Below are 18,894 nucleotides of genomic sequence, written 5' to 3'. Positions count from 1 at the left end.
ATGTAGGCATGCCCCGTCACTCCTGAGCGCCTTTTTTCCGCATAAAAATGCCAGCGGCCACCTCTCACAACGCTAGAGGCAGCCCACTGGCTTGCTGTCATCGCAAATCAGATCACTCAGTCAATTTCACCGCCTTCAGGTAGGGACCGCCGCTCCAGCGCATTGAGCGCCATGTCCCAGTCGTCGGGCGTATCGATATCCAGGGATTCGAACGCATCCGTGATCACCATTGGCACGACTCCGGGCATCACGAAACGCCTGGTCTCACGCAGTAGCGCCGGCGAGATCAGGTAGATCGAACCATCCAGCGTGTAGGCCGGCGGCAGATCCTGCGAACGCCGAGTGAGGAAATCCCAACCTAGGAACGGCTCCAGCGAGTCGCCGCTCAGGCGGAAACACCATGCAGGATGGGCGGCGGCGGCGCATACACTGACCACCGGCCGCGAGGGCTGGGCCTGGAACAGTTCCAGCGCCTTGCGGATCGACTGTCGTGTGCGAAACGGCGATGTTGGCTGTAACAGCATCACACCATCCACTTCACCATGCACCGTCTCGTAGCTGTCCAAGGCATGCAATACCACGTCCACACTGCTGGCCGTGTCGGTGGCCAGTTGCTCGGGGCGCAAGCCCGGAACGCTGGCACCATGGATGCGAGCGACCTCGGCGATCGCCTCATCGTCGGTCGAGACCACGATATCCAGCAAGACATCGCTGGCACGCGCCTCCTCGATCGTCCAGGCAATCAGCGGCCTGCCGCCCAGCACCTTGATGTTCTTGCCCGGCAGGCGCTTGGATCCCCCCCTGGCCGGAACCACAGCAAGAATCTTCATCACAATGCAACGAACCTACGCAGGATCGACAGGCCGGCCTCGCCACTTTTCTCTGGGTGGAATTGCGCCCCCCAGATATTGTCCCGCTGGATGACGGCGGAAATGGCGATATCGCCGTAGCGGCAATCGGCAACACGGTGCTGGGCCGCGTCCGGCACCACCATGTAAGAGTGCACGAAGTACATGGCACTGCGTCCGGGCACGAGGCCTTCGAGCAAGCTACCGGCCCACGACTCGCGCTCGGCGCCAAGGCACAGTTCAGACCAACCGATGTGCGGCACCTTGAGGCTTGCACCCGTGCCATCCTGATTTGGAATGGCCTGCACCCGCCCCGGAATCAACCCAAGCCCCTTGCTTTGGCCAAACTCGTCGCTGCTGTCAAGCAGCAACTGCATGCCCAGACAGATGCCGAACAGCGGCTTGCCACTGGCGGCGTAGTCCCTGATCGCACAATCCATGCCCCGCGCGGCCAGCGCCTGCATGGCGTCACGGAAGGCACCAACGCCCGGAAGCAGTAACTTGTCGACGCCGCTCAGTTCTTCAGGGTCCGAGACCAGCCTGACTTCTGCGCCACAGTGCTCCAGCGCGCGCTGCACGCTGAACAGATTACCCCTGCCGTAATCAACTACCGTTACCACTTCACTCATAGACTCGCACCCGAATTCCCGCCGCCGAAACGTCCTCGCGCACCTGCGCGATGCTAGACCGTTTGTAGTGCAGCAAGTCAGCCATGGCGATGGCATCCGCGCCGCTGTGAATCGCATCGACCGCGTGCTGGGAACTGCCCATGCCACCGCTAGCGATGACCGGGATACCGACCGACGCGCTCACCGCCTTTACCAGGTCGAGGTCATAGCCCTTGCGGGTGCCTTCCTGGTCGACCGAGGTCAGCAGAATCTCGCCAGCCCCCAACGAAGCGGCTTCCTGAGCCCATTCGATCACATCGCGCCCGGTGAACTCCCGGCCGTTATCGGTGAAGACTTCCCATCCGCCAGGCTTGCGCTTGGCTTCGATGGAAAGAACCATGCACTGGCTGCCAAAGGCGTTGGCGATTTCACTGATCAGTTCCGGACGGCGCGCGGCAGCGGTATTGACCGCCACCTTGTCGGCGCCACGGCGCAGCAGTTCGCGCACGTCATCCACGGAACGCACGCCACCCCCGACTGTCATCGGCACAAAGACGTTGCGGGCGGTCTGCTCGACTAAGTCGCCCAGGCTGTTGCGACCATACAGGCTCGCAACACAATCCATGTAGATCAGCTCGTCGATACCCTGCTCGTAGTAACGCTGGGCGTGCTCGCCAGGAGAGCCGATGATACGCAGGCCCTCCAGGTGAATGCCCTTGATCAGGTTTTTGCCCTTGACATCCAGGCGGGCAATGAGTCGAACGTTGCTCATCAACGGGTTCCCTGTGGGTTCCAAGGGGTGTAGCGCAGCTTCCACTCACCATCGACGACGTGCCACAGGTGCGGCGAACGGAAGCGGTCGCAGGTTTCCAGGAACTCTTCGCGAGTCATGCTGATGTAGTCCAGGAACTCTTTCTCATAACGCGACGGATACTCGCCCTCGTAACGCTGCATCAGCGCGACGGCTTCTTCCTTGTCGATATGGTGGTTACGGATTTCCTGAGCCGAATCCATCATTGTGCGGCCGACGCCGAACTTGATCCAGCGAGTGAAGTAGAAGAACCCGTCGACCTTGTCATCAAGGCTGTTGTATTTGGAATAGGTACCTTCGGTACGTACCGGGTTGGCCTCGAAACCGGTGTTTTCCACCGCGTAGTAGTAAGCCTCCTGCGGAACCCACTTCTTGTAGTAACCGAGGTACTTGAAGTCGATGCCCTTGCGCTCGAGAACATCAGGCGGCATCGGAAGGTAGCCAGCCAGGTCGACCAGCGGCACGCCTTCATCCATGTAAGCGCCGATTTCCTTGCCCCCCAGCAGCACGTCGCGAACGTCGCGACCGCCCAGGTAGTCGAGGGTGAAACCTTCGCTCTCGGCAGCCTGACTGGCAGATGCATAGCTGGAAGTCTTGTGGGAGATCTTCTCGCCATACTCGCCCGGCATTTCCCCGTAGAAGATCAGCGGGATGTTGAATTGCGCGGCCATCTTCGCGACGAAGGTTTTCTGACCAAGGATGAACGGCTGGAATGGGTGGAGCAGGTTGATCGTCGCGTTGCGGGTGAGCAGGCGGTGGATCTTGCCGTTCGGGGTATACAGGAAGTTGTCGAAACCACCGACGTGCAACCAATTCTGGAAGTTCTTCCAGCCGATGTCGGTATACAGGTGCGGCGACCAGGTTACGGTCAGCGGGTTCATGCCGTACTTGTACTTGAGCAAGTGTGACTGCATGGCGCTGTCCTTGCCACCACTGCCACCGACGATGCAGTCATAGGTGCCATCGTTCTTGCGATAACGGTTGCACAGCTCGACCAGTTCGCGCTCCCGCTCGTCCCAGTCGATCTCGGCTTCGTTGCGCTTGAGTTCGTTAAAATTACATGCGTGACAAACACCATGCTCGTCGAAGCTCATCGTGGTCTTCTTCGAATCCTTGCCATGCGCATACTCGTTGCTCGACATGGGCTGCTGATTCGACATGTTGCACTTGACGCAGAATTTTACGTCACGTGGCAGGCCGTAGAAGACTTCCAGTTCTTCTGTGGGCTTGGCGAATCTCGACAGATCTACCGATGCGCTAGGGGTAATTTTCAAAACAAGTCTCCATCCAGAGTTCGAAGTCAAACAAGATACTTACTACGGGCCAGGTGCAGGTCGTCGGGGCGACCGACATCCAGCCAGGGCTCATGCATAGGAAAAGCGATTGTGCTTTCACCCCTTTGTTGCAAACGCTCGAACAGTGTCGGCATGTCGCACTGCCCCCCCACCTCGAACACATCCAGCGATCGAGGATCGAGTACATAGATGCCGGCGTTTACGTGGGTCTTGTGAACGGGCTTCTCTTCGAAGCCCACGATATTGATGCCATCCGTACGAATGACGCCAAACGGATTCTGCCACTCGTACAGGCGCACAGCCATAGTCGCCATGGCCTCATGTCGCAAGTGGAAATCAAGCAATTCGCCATATCGGATGTCGCTGAGCACATCGCCATTGGTGACGACGAAGGGAACATCCGGCCGAGGATCGATCAGGCTGATGGCACCTGCGGTGCCAAGCGGGGAGTCCTCGCGCAGGTAGGTGATATTGACGCCCAGCTTGCTGCCATCACCGAAATACTCTTCGATCATGTGACCGAGGTAGTGGATTGACAAGATGAATTTGGAAAAGCCATCCAGCTTCGCCCGCTCGATGATCAACTCCAGGATGGGTTTGCCCCCTACCGGCAACAGCGGCTTGGGACACTCCTCGGTGTAGGGACGCAAGCGCTTGCCCAGGCCCCCGGCCATGACCACCATGGCATTGGGGCGTTCGCTGGGCGCCAGGATTTCGTCCCATAGGTGCAGGCCGATCACCTTGCGCTCGGTATCCACGACCGGTAACTGGTGAATCTTGTTGGCCCGCATCAAATGGAGCACCACCTCACGGGACATTTCCGGTGGCACGACCAACGGATTCAGGGACATCACCTGCTCCACCGGACTGTTCATGTCGAGCCCGCGCAACAAGCCTCGACGAACGTCGCCATCAGTGACACTACCCTGCAACGAACCATCCGGCCCAACTACCATGACGATCTGCAAACCCAGTGCATCCAGGTTTCCAATGACTTGCTGGAGGGTTGCACCCAGCGGGAGCAGTGCCTTGCGCCAAACTTTCTGATCCAGTGGTTTCATAGTTCGCTCGTCCATCAAAGGAATCGGGATGGCTGAATTCGTGCTGGCGAGCCGATGATCAGATGCCCGCCAGGCAAGTCCCTGACGACGGTCGCACCCGCTCCGACCACCGCCTTTTCACCAAGCATCAGGCCCTGCACAACCGTTGCACCGGCACCGACGAATGCGCCGGAAGCCACGTTGACCCCCCCACATAGCACGGCCCCCGGAGCCACATGTACACACATGCCGATAATGCAGTCATGATCGACACTGGCTCGGCTGTTGATCACCGAATTGGCACCAATCTCGACACCAGGCTGCACAACCGCACCGGCCATTATCTGGACACCTTCATCCAGTTTCACGTCGGGCGCCACCCATGCAGACGGATGGACAAGCGCGGGAAAACGAAAACCTCGCGCCCTCAACGCATGGAAGATATCGGCACGACGCGACGAACCTACCACCTGGCCCACGCCATTGACCAGACCGACCGTCGCGGGATCCAGGTGATCGAGCGCTTCGTCTCCACCCAATACCGGGATGCCCTGCCAGTCCGCGACCTTGCCCGCCAACTGCGGGTCGGACACGCCGAGGACCTCGAGACCCAGCGAGCGAAGTAGCGCCAGCAGCACCTTGCCATGACCGCCCGCGCCCAGGAGGACAATAGGCAGCGGCTGGCTCACTGACGTCATTGGCTGGTCACTCATTCCAGGACTTCACCTGCCTGATAGGCACGGTTCGCACAGGTGCCGACCCGCTCCCAGAGCGTTGTCGCAGCCAGGCCACGACCGGTCCGGGCGGTCCCGAGGTCCTGCCTTTCGAGGCGTTCGCCAGCGGCGACATCACGCAGCACGATGACTTGCTGGCGTGCCGCGGTACGGGTATCCCACTCACTGAGCTGCGGCGCCTTGGCAGCCAGCCCGAGCGCCTGTTGCAGGGCACGGATCTGCTCGACCATCTGGCGCAATTCGTCCGGCTCCAGCGAAGCCTTGTGGTCCGGCCCCGGCATATTACGGTCCAGGGTGAAGTGCTTCTCGATGACCCGGGCCCCGCGAGCCACTGCTGCCAGCGGAATCAGCAGGCCTTCGGTATGGTCCGAATAACCCACCTCGAGACCAAAGGCATTGCGCAGGGTATCCATTGCCCGAAGGTTGACCTCCTCCATGGGCGTCGGATATTGCGAGGTGCAATGCAGCAGGGTGACATGCCCCTGCAACCGCGCCCTTGCAGCAGCATCGCCCCAGCAACGCCAGACCTCGGCCATGCTGGCCGGCTCCTGCACGTCGGCGAGCGCATGCGCGACGATCGCCAGGCCCTGCTCAACTTCGCTGAGCGTTGCCATGCCAGTCGACAGCACCAGTGGCTTGCCGGTCCTGGCGAAACGCCAGAGCAGCGGGCCATTGGTCAACTCACCTGACGGCACCTTGAAAAAGGGCATGCCAAGGTCGCAAAGGAAATCGAGGCTATCGACATCGAACGCGGTGCTGATGAACTGGATGCCGCGCGCCTTGGCGTGGTCCTGCAAGTCCTTGTGCCAGGCACGTGGAAGCTCGAGCTTCTGCAGCATCGCCAGCTGGCTCTCGGACGCATCGGTGGTATTTTTCTGGTAGCCCGCCTTCGGCGCTGTCGCCGAAGCCAGCTTGCGCGCATCGAAAGTCTGAAACTTGACGGCGTCGGCGCCGGCCTGGGCGGCCTTGTCTACCAGCTCGAAGGCCAGCTCGCGCTCACCGTTATGGTTGACGCCCGCTTCCGCAATGATGAAAACCGAATCCTGATGTTCTCGATTCATGTATCAGTCCAGATCGTAAAATGATTTGTGCCCGGACAGGTCGCAGGTCTCGAGGACACGAGCAATCGATGCAGCAGCATCGCCCTGTCCGTAGGGGTTCACGACATCCCGACAAACGTCGGCGAACGCCGGACTCAAGACCTTCTCGATTGCCTGGGTGATGCCCTGCCTGGTCGGCTCGCAATCGAGCACCGACTCCGCACTCAGCCGCCCCGCCTGGCGAGCACCGATGTTGACTGTCGGCACACCGAATGCAGGCACCTCGATGATGCCACTTGAGGAGTTGCCGATCACCGCTGCCGCCCGGGGCACCACGCTCAGGTAGCGTCGAAAGCCCAGCGACGGAATGGCCAGCACCCGCTGCGGGTGCGCCGCGGCATAAGCCTCCAGCCGGGGGATAATCGCCCTACCGCCGTTGTCGGCATTCGGGTAGGTGATGACCACGGCATGCTCGGGAAACGCATCGAGCGCCTGCAGCAAGGCCTCGAAGCTCGCTTCGGGATCTTCCTCCAACAGAGTCACCGGGTGATAGGTAACCATGAAGAAGGGCCTGGACAGATCGAACGAAAGGCTTTGCTGCAACTCTACCAGGCTCATCCGCTCGGTTCGCTTGAGATGATCGAGGCCGACCGCCCCCACGTTGAACACGCGGGATGGGTGCTCGCCCATCTGGATGACCCGTCGGCGATACGGCTCGGCCGCCACGAAGTGCAGGTAGGCCATCTTGCTGATCGCATGGCGGATGGCATCGTCGTAGGCACCTTCGCTCAGCTCCCCGCCATGCAGGTGAACCAGGGGAATGCGCATGACCAACGCCACCTGTGCGATGCTCAAGGCTTCGAAGCGGTCGCCCAGCACCACCAGCAGGTCCGGGCGCAGGCGATCCAGTGCATCGGCGAAACCCAGGGTGCCAAGCCCCATGGATTTCGCCGTACCTACATCGGTGTTGGAGGATAACAGCATCTCCACCTTGGCATCGATAGAGATACCATCGGCTTCGATCTGTCGCCATGTTTCACCGAACTCAGGAGAAAAATGCATGCAACCCGCAATGAGCTGGAGCTCCAGATCATCGCTGGCCTGGATCTCCCGAATCAGCCAGTAAAGCAATCCGTACTCGGCGCGAGTACCGGTAAATATCGCGACCCGACGCTTCATGCCGTCTCCTGGACGGGTACGCTGCTGGGCAGATTGACGACACGCGCCTCGAGCCACTCGGCGTTTGCCAGGTCGCCTCGCGGGCACCCGGTATAGGCTGGCAGGCGATTCATCAGAGCCCAGATCGGCCGGGTCATGACACCCGCCTCATTGGTCCCCTTCAACAGCGCATCACGCTGTGCGAGATCTTGGCAGACCACGGCATTCAGCCAGTAGTTGGAACGGCAACCCTCAGGCTCCACGACGAACTGCAGACCGGCCTCGTTGCCCTCCAGCTCGGCACGGTAAGCCTCCGCCAGAACCCGCTTGGCGGCGAGGAAACCATCCAACTGCTCGAGCTGGGCACACCCCAGGGCCGCATTGATGTTGGGCAAGCGATAGTTGTAGCCAACCTCGTCATGCACGTACTCATAAGGATGCGCACGCTTGGCCGTGGTGGTCAGGTGCTTGGCCCGACTCCCCATCGTCTCGTCGCGGGCGAGGATCATTCCGCCGCCGCCCGTGGTGATGACCTTGTTGCCGTTGAAGCTCAAGGTACCCAGCTCGCCGAAGGTGCCGGTATGCTGACCCCGGTAGTAGCTGCCCAGCGATTCCGCGGCATCCTCGACCAGCACCAGCCCCCACCTCTCGCACACTCGAACAAGGTCAACCAGCGCTACCGGGTGACCAAAGGTATGCATCGGCAGACAAGCCCGGATGATGCGACCGTCCTCGCGCAGGCGGCACAGACCGTCGTCACCGCGCTCCGCCACCTGCTCCAGCCATGCATCGAGCGCACGGGGGGACAGGCCCAGGGTCTCACGATCAACGTCGACGAACGCCGGTGTGGCACCACAGTAGGCGATGGCGTTGCAGGTGGCGACGAAGGTCAACGACTGAGTCACGACCAACTCGCCTGGCTTCACACCCGCCAGCAGTAGCGCAACGTGCAGCGCCGCAGTGCCGTTCACTGTGGCGACCGCACGGGAACACCCGGTATAGGCCTGCATGTCACGCTCAAAGCGATCGACGAAGGCGCCGACACTGGACACGAACGTCGACTCGATGGTGTCGACCACATACTGACGCTCATTGCCCGTGAACAGCGGCGCATGCAGAGGAATGAATTCGTCCGTGCGGTATTGCGCGCGAATGAATTTTACAAGTGAGTCGATCATTCGCGACCTCAAACGTTGTAGATAGCAGCTTTGTACTTGGCCAGGTTTTGCGGCTGAGTGAACCATTCGATGGTCTTTTGCAGACCGTCGCGAATGGAATACTCCGGCTTGAAGCCGGTCAGCGAGTTAATCTTGCTGTTGTCGCACCACAGGCGGAATACTTCGGATTTTTCCGGACGCACGCGCTGCTCATCGAAGAGGAACTCGACATCGCTGTTCATGAGTTCGCGGATCATCTTCAAGGTGTCGCCAACCGAGATCTCGAAGTTGGAACCGATATTCACCACTTCGCCAACCGCCTTGTCGCAACCTGCCAGTTCGAGGAAGCCGCGACAGGTATCCGCCACATAATTGAAGTCACGGGTCGGCGAGACATCGCCCAGTTTGATCTGGCGCTGACCGGAGGCGATCTGACTGATAATGGTCGGGATTACCGCGCGCGCAGACTGGCGTGGCCCGTAGGTGTTGAACGGACGGGCAGTGGTCAGCGGGAGGTCGAAGGCATTGAAGAAGCTCATTGCCATCGCATCGGCACCGATCTTCGAGGCGCTGTACGGAGACTGAGGCTGCAACGGGTGCTTTTCGTCGATCGGAACATATTGCGCGGTGCCATAGACTTCGCTAGTGGAAGTATGAATGACACGCTGGACGTTATTATCCAAGGCTGCCTGACAGATATTCAGGGTACCTTTTACATTGGTATCCACATAGCTATCAGGAGCAACGTAGGAATAGGGAATGGCAATCAGCGCAGCAAGGTGGAAGACCGTATCAACGCCCTTGGTAATGTGCTTGCAGTAATGCGGATCGCGCACATCTCCGTTAAGCACCTCGATATCGCTGAGGCAGTCCACATCCTCCAGCCAACCCCAATAGTTGAACGAGTTATATTGGGAAAGCGCCTTGACCTTATAACCTTGACGTACCAGCAACTCCGTCAGATGAGAACCAATGAAGCCATCGGCTCCTGTCACCAAAACCGTATTCATCTTCAACCCTTTAATTCGTTGCCAACGGGACCCGAGACACGGGCCACAGACCTTTGCGTTGGGAAGCCACGATGCCATGCCCCACCATTGCCACAATACTCGGCGAGCTCACAGAATCGCGACTGCAAGGCGCTAGCGAGCCGCTAGCCGCCTCGTCTCCGGACGGTACGGTGCTCCATGGTTGTCGGCCTTCGCCGAATCCACTCCTGCTACAGCGCCGGCATATGGGCAGGCAGCAATCGCCGACGGATCATAGCATGCCTCGTGCGCGAATGAGACTACACATTTCCTCGCCCCCATAATCGGCAACCTTGTCACGAAGTAGGTAGCGCACGGGTAGCCGACAATTCAATGCAGCATTCCTTTCCGACCAAAGGCAAAGGATATTTCCTACACCCCTAAAGCACAAAGCCTACAGAAATTCTCGACTAGAAACGATAATGCTCACCCCTGCAGGGACGATGACGCAAAACACATTGCACACGCAGGACAATCAAGATCACCCGATCAGCGCAACATCGACAAGATGGCAATTAGTCATCATCAGTCACGGCAAACGACCGACCCCGGACCTCTGGCGGACGCCTTGGGTATAGATCCTCCCGAGAAAATGATGGACAATCGCCGACCGCTTTCAGGCGCTTCAACCCGACACCCGCCGGCAAGTACTTTTTTCGGCCGTTACCCAGCAACGGACAGAATAACGCCCAGGCTCCGCTCAGATAGGAAATCACTTAATGACAAAGTGGACCAATACCATTGTTGCCTCCAACCATTCCCTTCGCGATGCAATTAGCCGGATCGACGCGGGCGGGTTGCAGATGGCGCTAGTGCTCGATGAGGAGCGGCGGCTGCTCGGCACCCTGAGCGATGGTGATGTGCGTCGGGCCATCTTGCAGAATGTCGATCTGGATACGCCTGTGCGCAACGTGGTCAACCAGTCCCCTGTCACCGCACACGTCTCCGCCTCACGCGCCGAGCAACTCGGCCTGATGCGACGCAAGACATTGAACCATCTGCCGCTACTGGATGACGAAAAGCGCGTGGTGGGGATGTCCACTCTCAATGACCTGGCCGGCATCACCGAGCGCCCCAACTGGGTCGTACTCATGGCAGGAGGGCTGGGTCAACGCCTGCGACCATTGACGGAAAACTGCCCGAAGCCGATGTTGACCATCGCCGGAAAACCGATTCTCGAATGCATTCTTGAAAATTTCATAGAACAAGGATTTAGACGGTTTTATATTTCGGTCAATTATTTGGCCGACATGGTCCGCGATCATTTCGGCGATGGCAGCAAATGGGGTGTACAAATTCGTTATCTTGCCGAAACCAAGCGCCTGGGCACTGCCGGAGCCCTGTCCCTGCTCCCGGAAAAGCCCGTGGATCCAGTGCTGGTGATGAACGGCGACCTGCTGACCCGCGCACGATTCGACTCGCTCCTCGAATACCACATCGAACATGATGCGCAAGCAACTATGACCGTTCGTGAGTATGACTTCCAGGTACCCTACGGCGTGGTGAAGATGAACGGCTCGAGCATCGCCGCACTGGATGAGAAGCCGGTGCACAGTTTCTATGTGAACGCGGGTATTTACGTCATCGCGCCAGGCGCGGTGGAACAGATTCCAAGCGACACCTATTACGACATGCCCAGCCTTTTCGAACACCTGATCGAGAAAGAGCATTCCACCGCAGCGTTCCCGCTGCGTGAATACTGGCTCGATATAGGACGACTGGAAGAGTTCGAACGTGCACAGCATGAGTGGCCTTCCCAGGGGCATCTCAACAAGCCGCACTTCACTCCCGCCGGCGCCCTGGAGTCGATCTGAGGCAGTTCTGCAGACAACCACGTGGTCCGAGCGAGGCAAAGCCAGCACGCCTCACACATGCACTTTCGCTGGAAACGCTTCAACCTCGTTGGTCAACAGTACTTTGACACCAAGCAAATCGAGATAGAAGGAAGCAATCCGATGGTAAACATTCTTCGTATAGCTGCAGTCTCCACCCTCACCTGCGCGCTGCTCAGCGGCTGTGACCAGTCCGCACCACCAGCACAGAACAACGCGATAGGCCGCCCTGCGGCCACGCAGAACACCACCGCTGAAGTCAAGTCCCAGGAAGCTCTCGGCCTGGCCCTGTCGTCGCCAGAAGCTGCCGCCCAGATTGCCGCCAAGTATCCTGAGGCCGTCGCCCAGGCGACCCTCAGGGCTTCCGAACAGGCACTGGCTGACTTCAAGGCCTCCCCCGAGTCCGCCAAGGTGAATCTGGCGGCTTATGCGCAACTGGCTACCGCTGCAGCCAGCGCAGCCCCTGATTCGAAGACGGTGCAAGACGCCGCAAGCAAGACCCGGGAATTCAAGGACAAAGCCGAGCGCATGTAACGCCACGCCCGTGATAGCCGGACGCCAGCGCTGACCTCATCGCTCGATGTCTTCAGCGCCGGCGCAATCGGGTTGGCGACCCGCAAACTCTCGATGGAGCAATGAATATGCAATATAGAGGTCAGGCATGACAGCTGGCAGCCCGTCGGGCAAAAGCATTCTCTTCGTTATAAACGAAGCAGGTGAGTTCGTTGAGCTCCGCCGTGTCGCACTCGCAGCAAAACAGGCGGGATATTCGATCAACTTTCTGTTTGCCAGCGCATCCTATGTGAACCTCAGACAGGATCGCGCCTTCTGTCGCCTCAACGGCTTCAATGATTTTTTCCCTGGACGCTCGCTGCGCCGCTCGCACCTCTCCAGGCAATACGCCAGCATCTCCCAGGACCTCGACAACGGTTACGCGCCTCACTCACTGAAAAATGCCACACGACCACGCATCAGCAAGCTGGCGATGTGGAGCGCACTCATCCTGTCTTCAATCAGCAGCCCGATCATCAGACTGAGCTCCAAGCTCAATGCGGCAGCGAATGCTCGCAAGGAGCGCCGCTCCAATCTGTTTCAGCCGTTCAACTACGCGCGCAATGTCTACAACAAGATCCGCCCCTCGCTGGTCGTGTTCGGCCAGGAATTCCCCGGATCGATCAATTCGTTGCTCACTCGCATGTGCAACAACGACAAAGTACCGACATTGATCATCCCCTTTGCCGTCGGCACCACCAAGGAAATGGTCGAAAGCCTCTCCGACAAGCCGGCCTACGACAGCGACCAGAACCTACTCAACCGAACGGCGGCAAAGCTGTTCCCGCACTGGGTGAACTACTACGCCGACAAGAAGCTGCTGCGCCTCCCTGGCGACAAGATCATTTTGCTCGAGGCATGCGGCCTGGCCCCGGAACACCCGTGGATCCCGAACAACAGCAAGGTCACCCGAATCGCGGTTGAAAGCCCGGAAATGCTGCGCTACTACCAACGCATGCAGTTCCCCGCATCGCAACTTAGCCTGACCGGCGCCGCGTACGACGACATTCTCTACAATGCACGCCACTCCGAAACAGCTCGCGACAAAGTGCTCCGTCGACTGCGCCTGGACAACAACAAGCCCTTGCTGGTGTGCGCTTGGCCGACGGACCAGTACGGTTCGCGCAATCTGCCCATGGAGTTCCCCAACTACAAGGCACTTTGCAACGCTTGGGCCAAGGCACTTGCCGTCGTGCACCGCTTCACGGACTTCAACGTCATCATTCGCCCTCACCCGGTCACCGACCCGGAGCTACTGATGGAAGTTCTGCGTCCTCACCGCCTCCATCATCGCGTGACCGATATCGACACCCTAGAACTTGTCCCGGCCTGCGACCTCTTCGTCGCCTGCGTGTCCTCGACACTGAGGTGGGCCACCGCCTGCGGCATCCCGGCCATCAACTACGACTGTTACGATTACGGTTACACCGACTTCGACAGCGCTGGCGGCCTGATCACGACCAACCGCTACAGCGCGTTCGTGCAGGCGATCGAGTCCATGACAGACAACAAGGAAGCCTACCAGGCTGCCCGCGCCCAGCAGCAGGCTTGCGCCAAGGAATGGGGACTTCAGGATGGTGACTCGATGAAGCGTATCATTACCCTGATCGGCGAACTGGCCCCCTCCTCCACGCCCCTCACCCCATCGACCCAAGACAACCGCCCATGAGTAAATCAGGAAAAAACCGGATCCCGCTCAAGGAGACGGTGGTCAGTAATAACAGCCAGTTCAATCTGCTCGGCCTGCTCAAGAATCTCTGGGAATTTCGCCTACTGCTCTGGGTGTTCTGCAAGCGCGATCTCAAGGGACGCTACACTCAGACAATCTTCGGCCTGGGCTGGGTCATACTGACACCGCTGATCACCGTAGGCGTATTCGTCATCGTCTTCGGTGTCATGGTGAAGGTCCCCACCGATGGCTTGCCCACCATCATGTTCTACCTGGTGGCGGTGATCCCCTGGTACGCCTTCATGAACGTGCTGAACCCCTCGGTCCAGATGATCGAAGGCAACGCAGGCCTGATCAGCAAGGTTTACTTCCCGCGGCTGCTGATCGGTGGCTCCTACGCTGTCGGCGCGGCGGTGGACTTCCTGATCGCCTATACCCTGCTCATCACCCCGTTCGCCATCGCCTACAATGTCTGGACGCCACAGCTGCTGTTGATCATGCCATTGCTGTTGCTCTGCACACTGATGACAGGCTTGGGGGTAGGCTTGATTCTAGCCCCCCTTAACGCGAAGTACCGTGACGTCAAGCATCTGGTACCCCTGGCCTTGCAATTGTTCTATTACTCGACGCCAGCCATCTACCCAGTTTCGGCAGTCCCGCCGTGGGCCAAGCCGTGGTACTCCGTCAATCCCCTGTCGCTGGTCATTTCCAGCTATCGAGACGCCATGCACGGACACTGGCCGTCGAGCAGCACCCTCTTCACGCTGATCACCATTGCCGTGGTGTGCTTCACCGCCGGCGTCCTGATTTTCCAGCATTTTGACAAGAACGTGGTGGACACCCTATGAGCTGGGCGATTCGTTGCGAAGAACTTTCCAAGCTCTACAAGATTGGAAAATCCAATGTCACCGCCGCTGAAATGGTCAATGAGCAAATCCGCTGGATGCTCGGCCGGCTGGCGCGCCCCCTGCGCAAGACTCAGTCAGCACTGCCGACACCGACGACCAACCACCACACGATTCTCGACGAACTGCAGACACAGGATGCGCCGGACAACCATTTCTGGTCCTTGAGGGATATCAACCTCGAGGTCGAACAAGGTGACCGCGTTGGAATCATAGGCCCGAACGGTTGCGGCAAGAGCACGCTTCTGAAAATCCTTTCACGGATTACCTCCCCCTCGTCGGGACTGTTCCGATTCAAGGGTCGGCTAGTCAGCCTTCTCGAGATTGGCACGGGCTTCCACGGGGACCTTTCCGGGCGGGAGAACATTTTCCTGAATGGCTCGATCATGGGCATGAAGCCCAAGGAAATCAGCCGTCGCCTCGAAGAAATCATCGAGTTCTCAGAGCTGGGCGAACTGATCGACACCCCGGTTAAACGCTATTCATCAGGCATGTACGTGCGTCTGGCGTTTTCTGTGGCAGCGCATCTCGAGTCCGAAATCCTGATCGTTGACGAAGTCCTGGCAGTAGGGGATGCCGCCTTTCAACGACGTTGCGCCGACAAGATGCTGCAGGTGGCCGACGAGGGGCGAACGCTGCTGTTCGTCAGTCATGACATGGACGCCGTGAACCGCATCTGCAACCGCGCAGTGCACATGTCGCACGGCAGGATTATCGAAGACAGCCGGATCACCCAGCCACAGCAAACCGCAGTGCACTCCGCAAGCGTATCTGACATCACACGCTCCTACATTCGCTCCGGCATCCGCCTGCAGCAAGAGATCGTATGGCCTGCCAACGATGCACCTGTATTCGACGATTGCGTGACATTGAATGCCGTGCGTCTAGTCGATGAACAGGGAACAGTCCGCAATGAGTTCGACGTCAAGGAAGACATCATTGTCGAAGTGGTATTCTCGGTCAAAGAAGAGAAATGGCCGATCAATGTTCATATCCATCTCAAGGACCTGGCAGGACACTACCTGCTAGTGTCGATGGACAATTCCAGGATCGACTGTGGCAAGCGCCGGCCAGGTCGATATGTCGAACGTTGCCGGATCGCCGCTCCCTTGTTGAACGCGGGAGACTTCAAGATCGACGTCGAACTGTGGCCGGGTGCAGAAGTCGATCATCGGATACTGCAGCCTTCCATTCTGAGCTTCACAGTCTCCGACGATAGCCACCCTTCTGGCGTTCGAGGCAACTGGCCAAACGCCTGGCCTGGCTGCCTGCTGCGCCCCGAACTGCAATGGGACGTTCAAACGCCAGCGCCGCAGCGCTCGTCTCTGCCATGAATCCCGACGGGGCATCTCCAGCGATCGTGACGGACCAGGAAGCCCTGGTCCTTGTATCATTCGCGCACCAGCTCGTGCATGCTATGTGTGCAGTGGAACTTGACCGAAAGCTAAACGGTTTTTCCACGACCGGCCGTGTAATAGTGGCCGTCTGGTCCTACCAGACGGCCCACCACCAGCAGAACTCTACGACCCGGGCACTGTTCGAATCAATCATTCGCGCGTACCCATTCGCCGAACTGTTGTTCTTCTCGCTGAAAGAGCGCAAGGGGCCGCTGTCTCCCTACCGCAGGATCATGCAGCGCAGCCTGTGGCTCAGGCAGCGGCTTGGCTCGATCAGGATTGCCCATCCAGACTTTTTCTATGCACACGATGCCAGCGCGGACCATACCGCGCAGGCATTCATGCAGGCGCTGCAAGAGACACGGAACATCTGCTACGGCGATGCGCCCGGATTCCTTTATCCAGGCCTGCGCCCGCCCCGACAATCCTTGACGCTCAGCCTGTCCAGCCTGAAAAACATGTTGTGGCAGAGCCGCATGAGCCAGGTTCATGATTGGTACAGTGCGACTCACGCCTATGCAGCCGTTGATTTCAACGAGCGCGAGAAAGATCAAGCGTTACCAGAGCTGACACCGATTCCCCCTGATCTCCTCATACAGCACATTACCCAGCTGAGAGAGGTCCTTCCAGCGATAGCCGACTTCGAACACGTCGTGCTGGCAAAACAGCGCAGGCCCTCCACGGTGCTGTTATTGAGCAACTTTTCCAAAAGCCGCCTTATGAGCCAGCGCAACGAAGTCTTGCTCTATCAGCGAATCTGCAATGAAAACATCACACCCGGAGCGCGCATACTCATAAAGAAACACCCCGGGACCACCCAGTGTTTCATGACGAGCCTTCTCCGCAGCCTAGATAACTTCCAAGTCGAGGTATTTCCCCAACACCTAGAAGACCTTCCCATCGAGTTATTCACGGAAATCAGCACGCACACGCTGGTTCTGTCTGTATCTTCGGCATCGGCGCTGTTCAGTCTGATGCCGGAAAGCAAGGTAATCCATGCTTTGAAACAGAAACATATCTGTAAGCTGTTTTACCCAACACAACAGAACTATATGCTCGCAGCCAACAATAAAATCCTGATCCATGCCAAAACTGTCCGTCCTCAAACCTTAAGTACATGATCACTAAAGACCGAACCAGATATCCGCTCGTTGCTTTTTTTGCCACGACCCTGACAGCCTTGTTGTCGACCGCTACGCAAGCGGCGCCGGCTTATCAGATCGACACCCTTCCGATCGATATCACCAAACCAGGCACTTACAAACTCAGCAAATCCCTCAGCGCAACTGGGAATGCGATTCAAATCCTGAGTGACGACGTCGAGATCGATCTCGCGGGATACAGCATCACTGGCCCGGCCGATGACAAAGTGGAGACACTGGGCATCTACTCGTTTGGAAATAACCACATCACCGTCAGAAATGGCTCGATCAACGGCTTCACTTACGGTATCTATGTTTCCGCTCTGGTCGACAGCCTGCAGTCGTCGGGCGATCTGAACAGTGGCAGACACCGAATCGAACAGATGAGGGTCCGCGGAAGCACCTTCAGAGGCATTCGCGTAGAAGGGAACAACTCGGTTGTTGCAGACAACCAGGTTGCCGACATTGGCGGCACCACGCTCATCCCCAATGCCTACAGCATCGGTATCGAAGCCTACGGACCGAATATAAAGATCCGGAATAACATAGTCGAGGAAGTCAGGGGCAGCGGTACCAGGGATATTGGCGAAGGGGTCGGCATCTCCCTCACCCACTTCAACGAGGACAGCATTATCGAAGGCAATGCCATCTACAATCGTGAAGCGGAACTGGAGCCCGGCCTCCAGGCCTGGGAGACGCGCTCACGCTCAACCTACGGAATCTGGGTTGGCGGAGACGGGGTGGACGGAATCGTTGTAAAAAACAATTTCGTGATGAACTACAGGATCGGCATCACCTTCAAGCGCAGTGAAGCAGGTGCTTTCGCCAATAATCACGTGACTCATGCGTTCATCCCGTACTACCTCCCTGCCAACGAAAAATTCGAGCGCGTCCAGGACCTTGGGGGAAACACATCCGACCAATCGCGCAGTACCTTGCTCTTCGGTCGTGCCACCCCGGGCCAGATCGAATTAGTCGAGCCACCGAAATCTACCTACCTGGCACCTCTGCATCGCTTGTCGAAACCGTACTTCCTCGCTGTGGCCAACCCCAGCAAAAATGATGATCGAATCGAAGCCAGGGGTCTGGCCAACATGGTCGACTACTGGCATCCAGACTTCGAGACCGGCACAGCTGAAGGCGTCCGGGTGGACCTTTCCCAAGGGAAAGCCAGCGGCTGCTGCGGTAACGATGAGCTGATCGGGATTCAAGGGGCACAAGGAACTCCCTACGATGACATTCTGATCGGCAATGACCAGGACAACTTGCTCGCGGGCGGGGAAGGAAATGACGTCCTGAAAGGAAAAGACGGCAATGACTATCTGTTCGGCGACGCCGGCAACGACCAGCTATTTGGTGATGCAGGCAATGATGTGTTGGATGGAGGAGCAGGTGATGATGATCTCTGGGGCGGCCCTGGCAGCGATATATTCGTATTCTGGGCGCAAACCGAGGTCGGAAATGACACGATTCACGACTTCGCGGGCATCAATAGCGACAAGGACAAGCTCGATATTGCCGGACGCTTCTTCAACTTCGAAGAAGTGATGAGCGTAACCCGGCAAGCAGGTAGGGATACCGTCATTCAGCTGAATGACAATGAGTCCATCACCTTGAAGAACTACAAGATGAAGGACCTCGCGACCGAAGACTTCATGTTCTGACAATACGAGAGGGA

The 18,894-nt window shown here is 58.3% G+C and carries 17 protein-coding genes; 7 read left to right on the top strand and 10 right to left on the bottom strand.

Features of this window, described 5'->3' with window-relative positions; all coding sequences use genetic code 11:
• Nucleotides 1-116: 116 nt before the first annotated feature.
• From LU688_RS08345 to LU688_RS08300, 10 genes are read right to left on the bottom strand one after another with little or no spacing between them, the layout of a single operon-like run.
• On the bottom strand, nt 117-830 hold the full coding sequence (locus LU688_RS08345) for an acylneuraminate cytidylyltransferase family protein (RefSeq protein WP_094010709.1): 714 nt from the start codon (nt 828-830) through the stop codon (nt 117-119).
• Entirely contained in the window at nt 830-1,477 is a 648-nt protein-coding gene (gene hisH / locus LU688_RS08340; RefSeq protein ID WP_094010710.1) for an imidazole glycerol phosphate synthase subunit HisH, read from the bottom strand. The genes LU688_RS08345 and hisH overlap by 1 nt, the downstream gene beginning before the upstream one ends.
• Nucleotides 1,470-2,228, bottom strand: coding sequence for an imidazole glycerol phosphate synthase subunit HisF (hisF, locus tag LU688_RS08335; RefSeq protein WP_094010711.1), 759 nt, complete (start codon nt 2,226-2,228; stop codon nt 1,470-1,472). Before hisF ends, hisH begins: the two co-directional genes overlap by 8 nt.
• Nucleotides 2,228-3,541 carry an N-acetyl sugar amidotransferase gene (locus LU688_RS08330; protein ID WP_094010712.1) on the bottom strand — a complete coding sequence of 438 codons (1,314 nt, stop codon included), beginning with the start codon at nt 3,539-3,541 and terminating at the stop codon, nt 2,228-2,230. The genes hisF and LU688_RS08330 overlap by 1 nt, the downstream gene beginning before the upstream one ends.
• A gap of 26 nt (nt 3,542-3,567) precedes the next feature.
• A complete protein-coding gene (locus tag LU688_RS08325; protein WP_094010713.1) occupies nt 3,568-4,623 on the bottom strand; it encodes a nucleotidyltransferase family protein in 1,056 nt (351 codons plus the stop codon).
• Nucleotides 4,624-4,637: 14 nt separating this feature from the next.
• Nucleotides 4,638-5,315 (bottom strand): acetyltransferase, encoded by a 678-nt coding sequence (locus LU688_RS08320; protein ID WP_232888241.1) that lies wholly within the window; start codon nt 5,313-5,315, stop codon nt 4,638-4,640.
• Nucleotides 5,312-6,397 (bottom strand): N-acetylneuraminate synthase, encoded by a 1,086-nt coding sequence (gene neuB, locus LU688_RS08315; RefSeq protein ID WP_094010715.1) that lies wholly within the window; start codon nt 6,395-6,397, stop codon nt 5,312-5,314. The genes LU688_RS08320 and neuB overlap by 4 nt, the downstream gene beginning before the upstream one ends.
• A 3-nt stretch (nt 6,398-6,400) precedes the next feature.
• Nucleotides 6,401-7,555: a UDP-N-acetylglucosamine 2-epimerase gene (neuC, locus tag LU688_RS08310; protein ID WP_094010716.1), complete on the bottom strand. Its 1,155-nt coding sequence runs from the start codon at nt 7,553-7,555 to the stop codon at nt 6,401-6,403.
• Nucleotides 7,552-8,712 carry a LegC family aminotransferase gene (locus LU688_RS08305; RefSeq protein ID WP_094010717.1) on the bottom strand — a complete coding sequence of 387 codons (1,161 nt, stop codon included), beginning with the start codon at nt 8,710-8,712 and terminating at the stop codon, nt 7,552-7,554. Before LU688_RS08305 ends, neuC begins: the two co-directional genes overlap by 4 nt.
• 8 nt (nt 8,713-8,720) lie before the next feature.
• Nucleotides 8,721-9,701 (bottom strand): NAD-dependent 4,6-dehydratase LegB, encoded by a 981-nt coding sequence (locus tag LU688_RS08300; protein WP_094010760.1) that lies wholly within the window; start codon nt 9,699-9,701, stop codon nt 8,721-8,723.
• Between the two features lie 737 nt (nt 9,702-10,438).
• Between LU688_RS08300 and LU688_RS08295 the strand changes: the two genes are divergently transcribed.
• The 7 genes from LU688_RS08295 (at nt 10,439) to LU688_RS08265 (ending at nt 18,880) form a co-directional block, all read left to right on the top strand.
• Nucleotides 10,439-11,533 (top strand): nucleotidyltransferase family protein, encoded by a 1,095-nt coding sequence (locus tag LU688_RS08295; RefSeq protein WP_094010718.1) that lies wholly within the window; start codon nt 10,439-10,441, stop codon nt 11,531-11,533.
• Between the two features lie 57 nt (nt 11,534-11,590).
• Nucleotides 11,591-12,085 carry a hypothetical protein gene (locus LU688_RS08290; RefSeq protein ID WP_143067532.1) on the top strand — a complete coding sequence of 165 codons (495 nt, stop codon included), beginning with the start codon at nt 11,591-11,593 and terminating at the stop codon, nt 12,083-12,085.
• A 127-nt stretch (nt 12,086-12,212) separates the two neighbouring features.
• On the top strand, nt 12,213-13,772 hold the full coding sequence (locus LU688_RS08285; protein ID WP_094010720.1) for a CDP-glycerol glycerophosphotransferase family protein: 1,560 nt from the start codon (nt 12,213-12,215) through the stop codon (nt 13,770-13,772).
• Nucleotides 13,769-14,620 (top strand): ABC transporter permease, encoded by an 852-nt coding sequence (locus LU688_RS08280; protein WP_094010721.1) that lies wholly within the window; start codon nt 13,769-13,771, stop codon nt 14,618-14,620. The genes LU688_RS08285 and LU688_RS08280 overlap by 4 nt, the downstream gene beginning before the upstream one ends.
• Nucleotides 14,617-16,011: an ABC transporter ATP-binding protein gene (locus LU688_RS08275; protein ID WP_094010722.1), complete on the top strand. Its 1,395-nt coding sequence runs from the start codon at nt 14,617-14,619 to the stop codon at nt 16,009-16,011. Before LU688_RS08280 ends, LU688_RS08275 begins: the two co-directional genes overlap by 4 nt.
• Nucleotides 15,966-17,195 carry a hypothetical protein gene (locus LU688_RS08270; RefSeq protein WP_143067533.1) on the top strand — a complete coding sequence of 410 codons (1,230 nt, stop codon included), beginning with the start codon at nt 15,966-15,968 and terminating at the stop codon, nt 17,193-17,195. The genes LU688_RS08275 and LU688_RS08270 overlap by 46 nt, the downstream gene beginning before the upstream one ends.
• Nucleotides 17,192-18,880: a right-handed parallel beta-helix repeat-containing protein gene (locus LU688_RS08265; protein ID WP_094010724.1), complete on the top strand. Its 1,689-nt coding sequence runs from the start codon at nt 17,192-17,194 to the stop codon at nt 18,878-18,880. The genes LU688_RS08270 and LU688_RS08265 overlap by 4 nt, the downstream gene beginning before the upstream one ends.
• Nucleotides 18,881-18,894 lie beyond the last annotated feature (14 nt).

Source organism: Pseudomonas soli (assembly GCF_021283165.2).
In the GTDB taxonomy this organism is placed as follows: domain Bacteria; phylum Pseudomonadota; class Gammaproteobacteria; order Pseudomonadales; family Pseudomonadaceae; genus Aquipseudomonas; species Aquipseudomonas soli.
The sequence above is the reverse complement of the archived record's forward strand: the minus strand, read 5'-3'. Positions and strand labels throughout refer to the sequence as shown.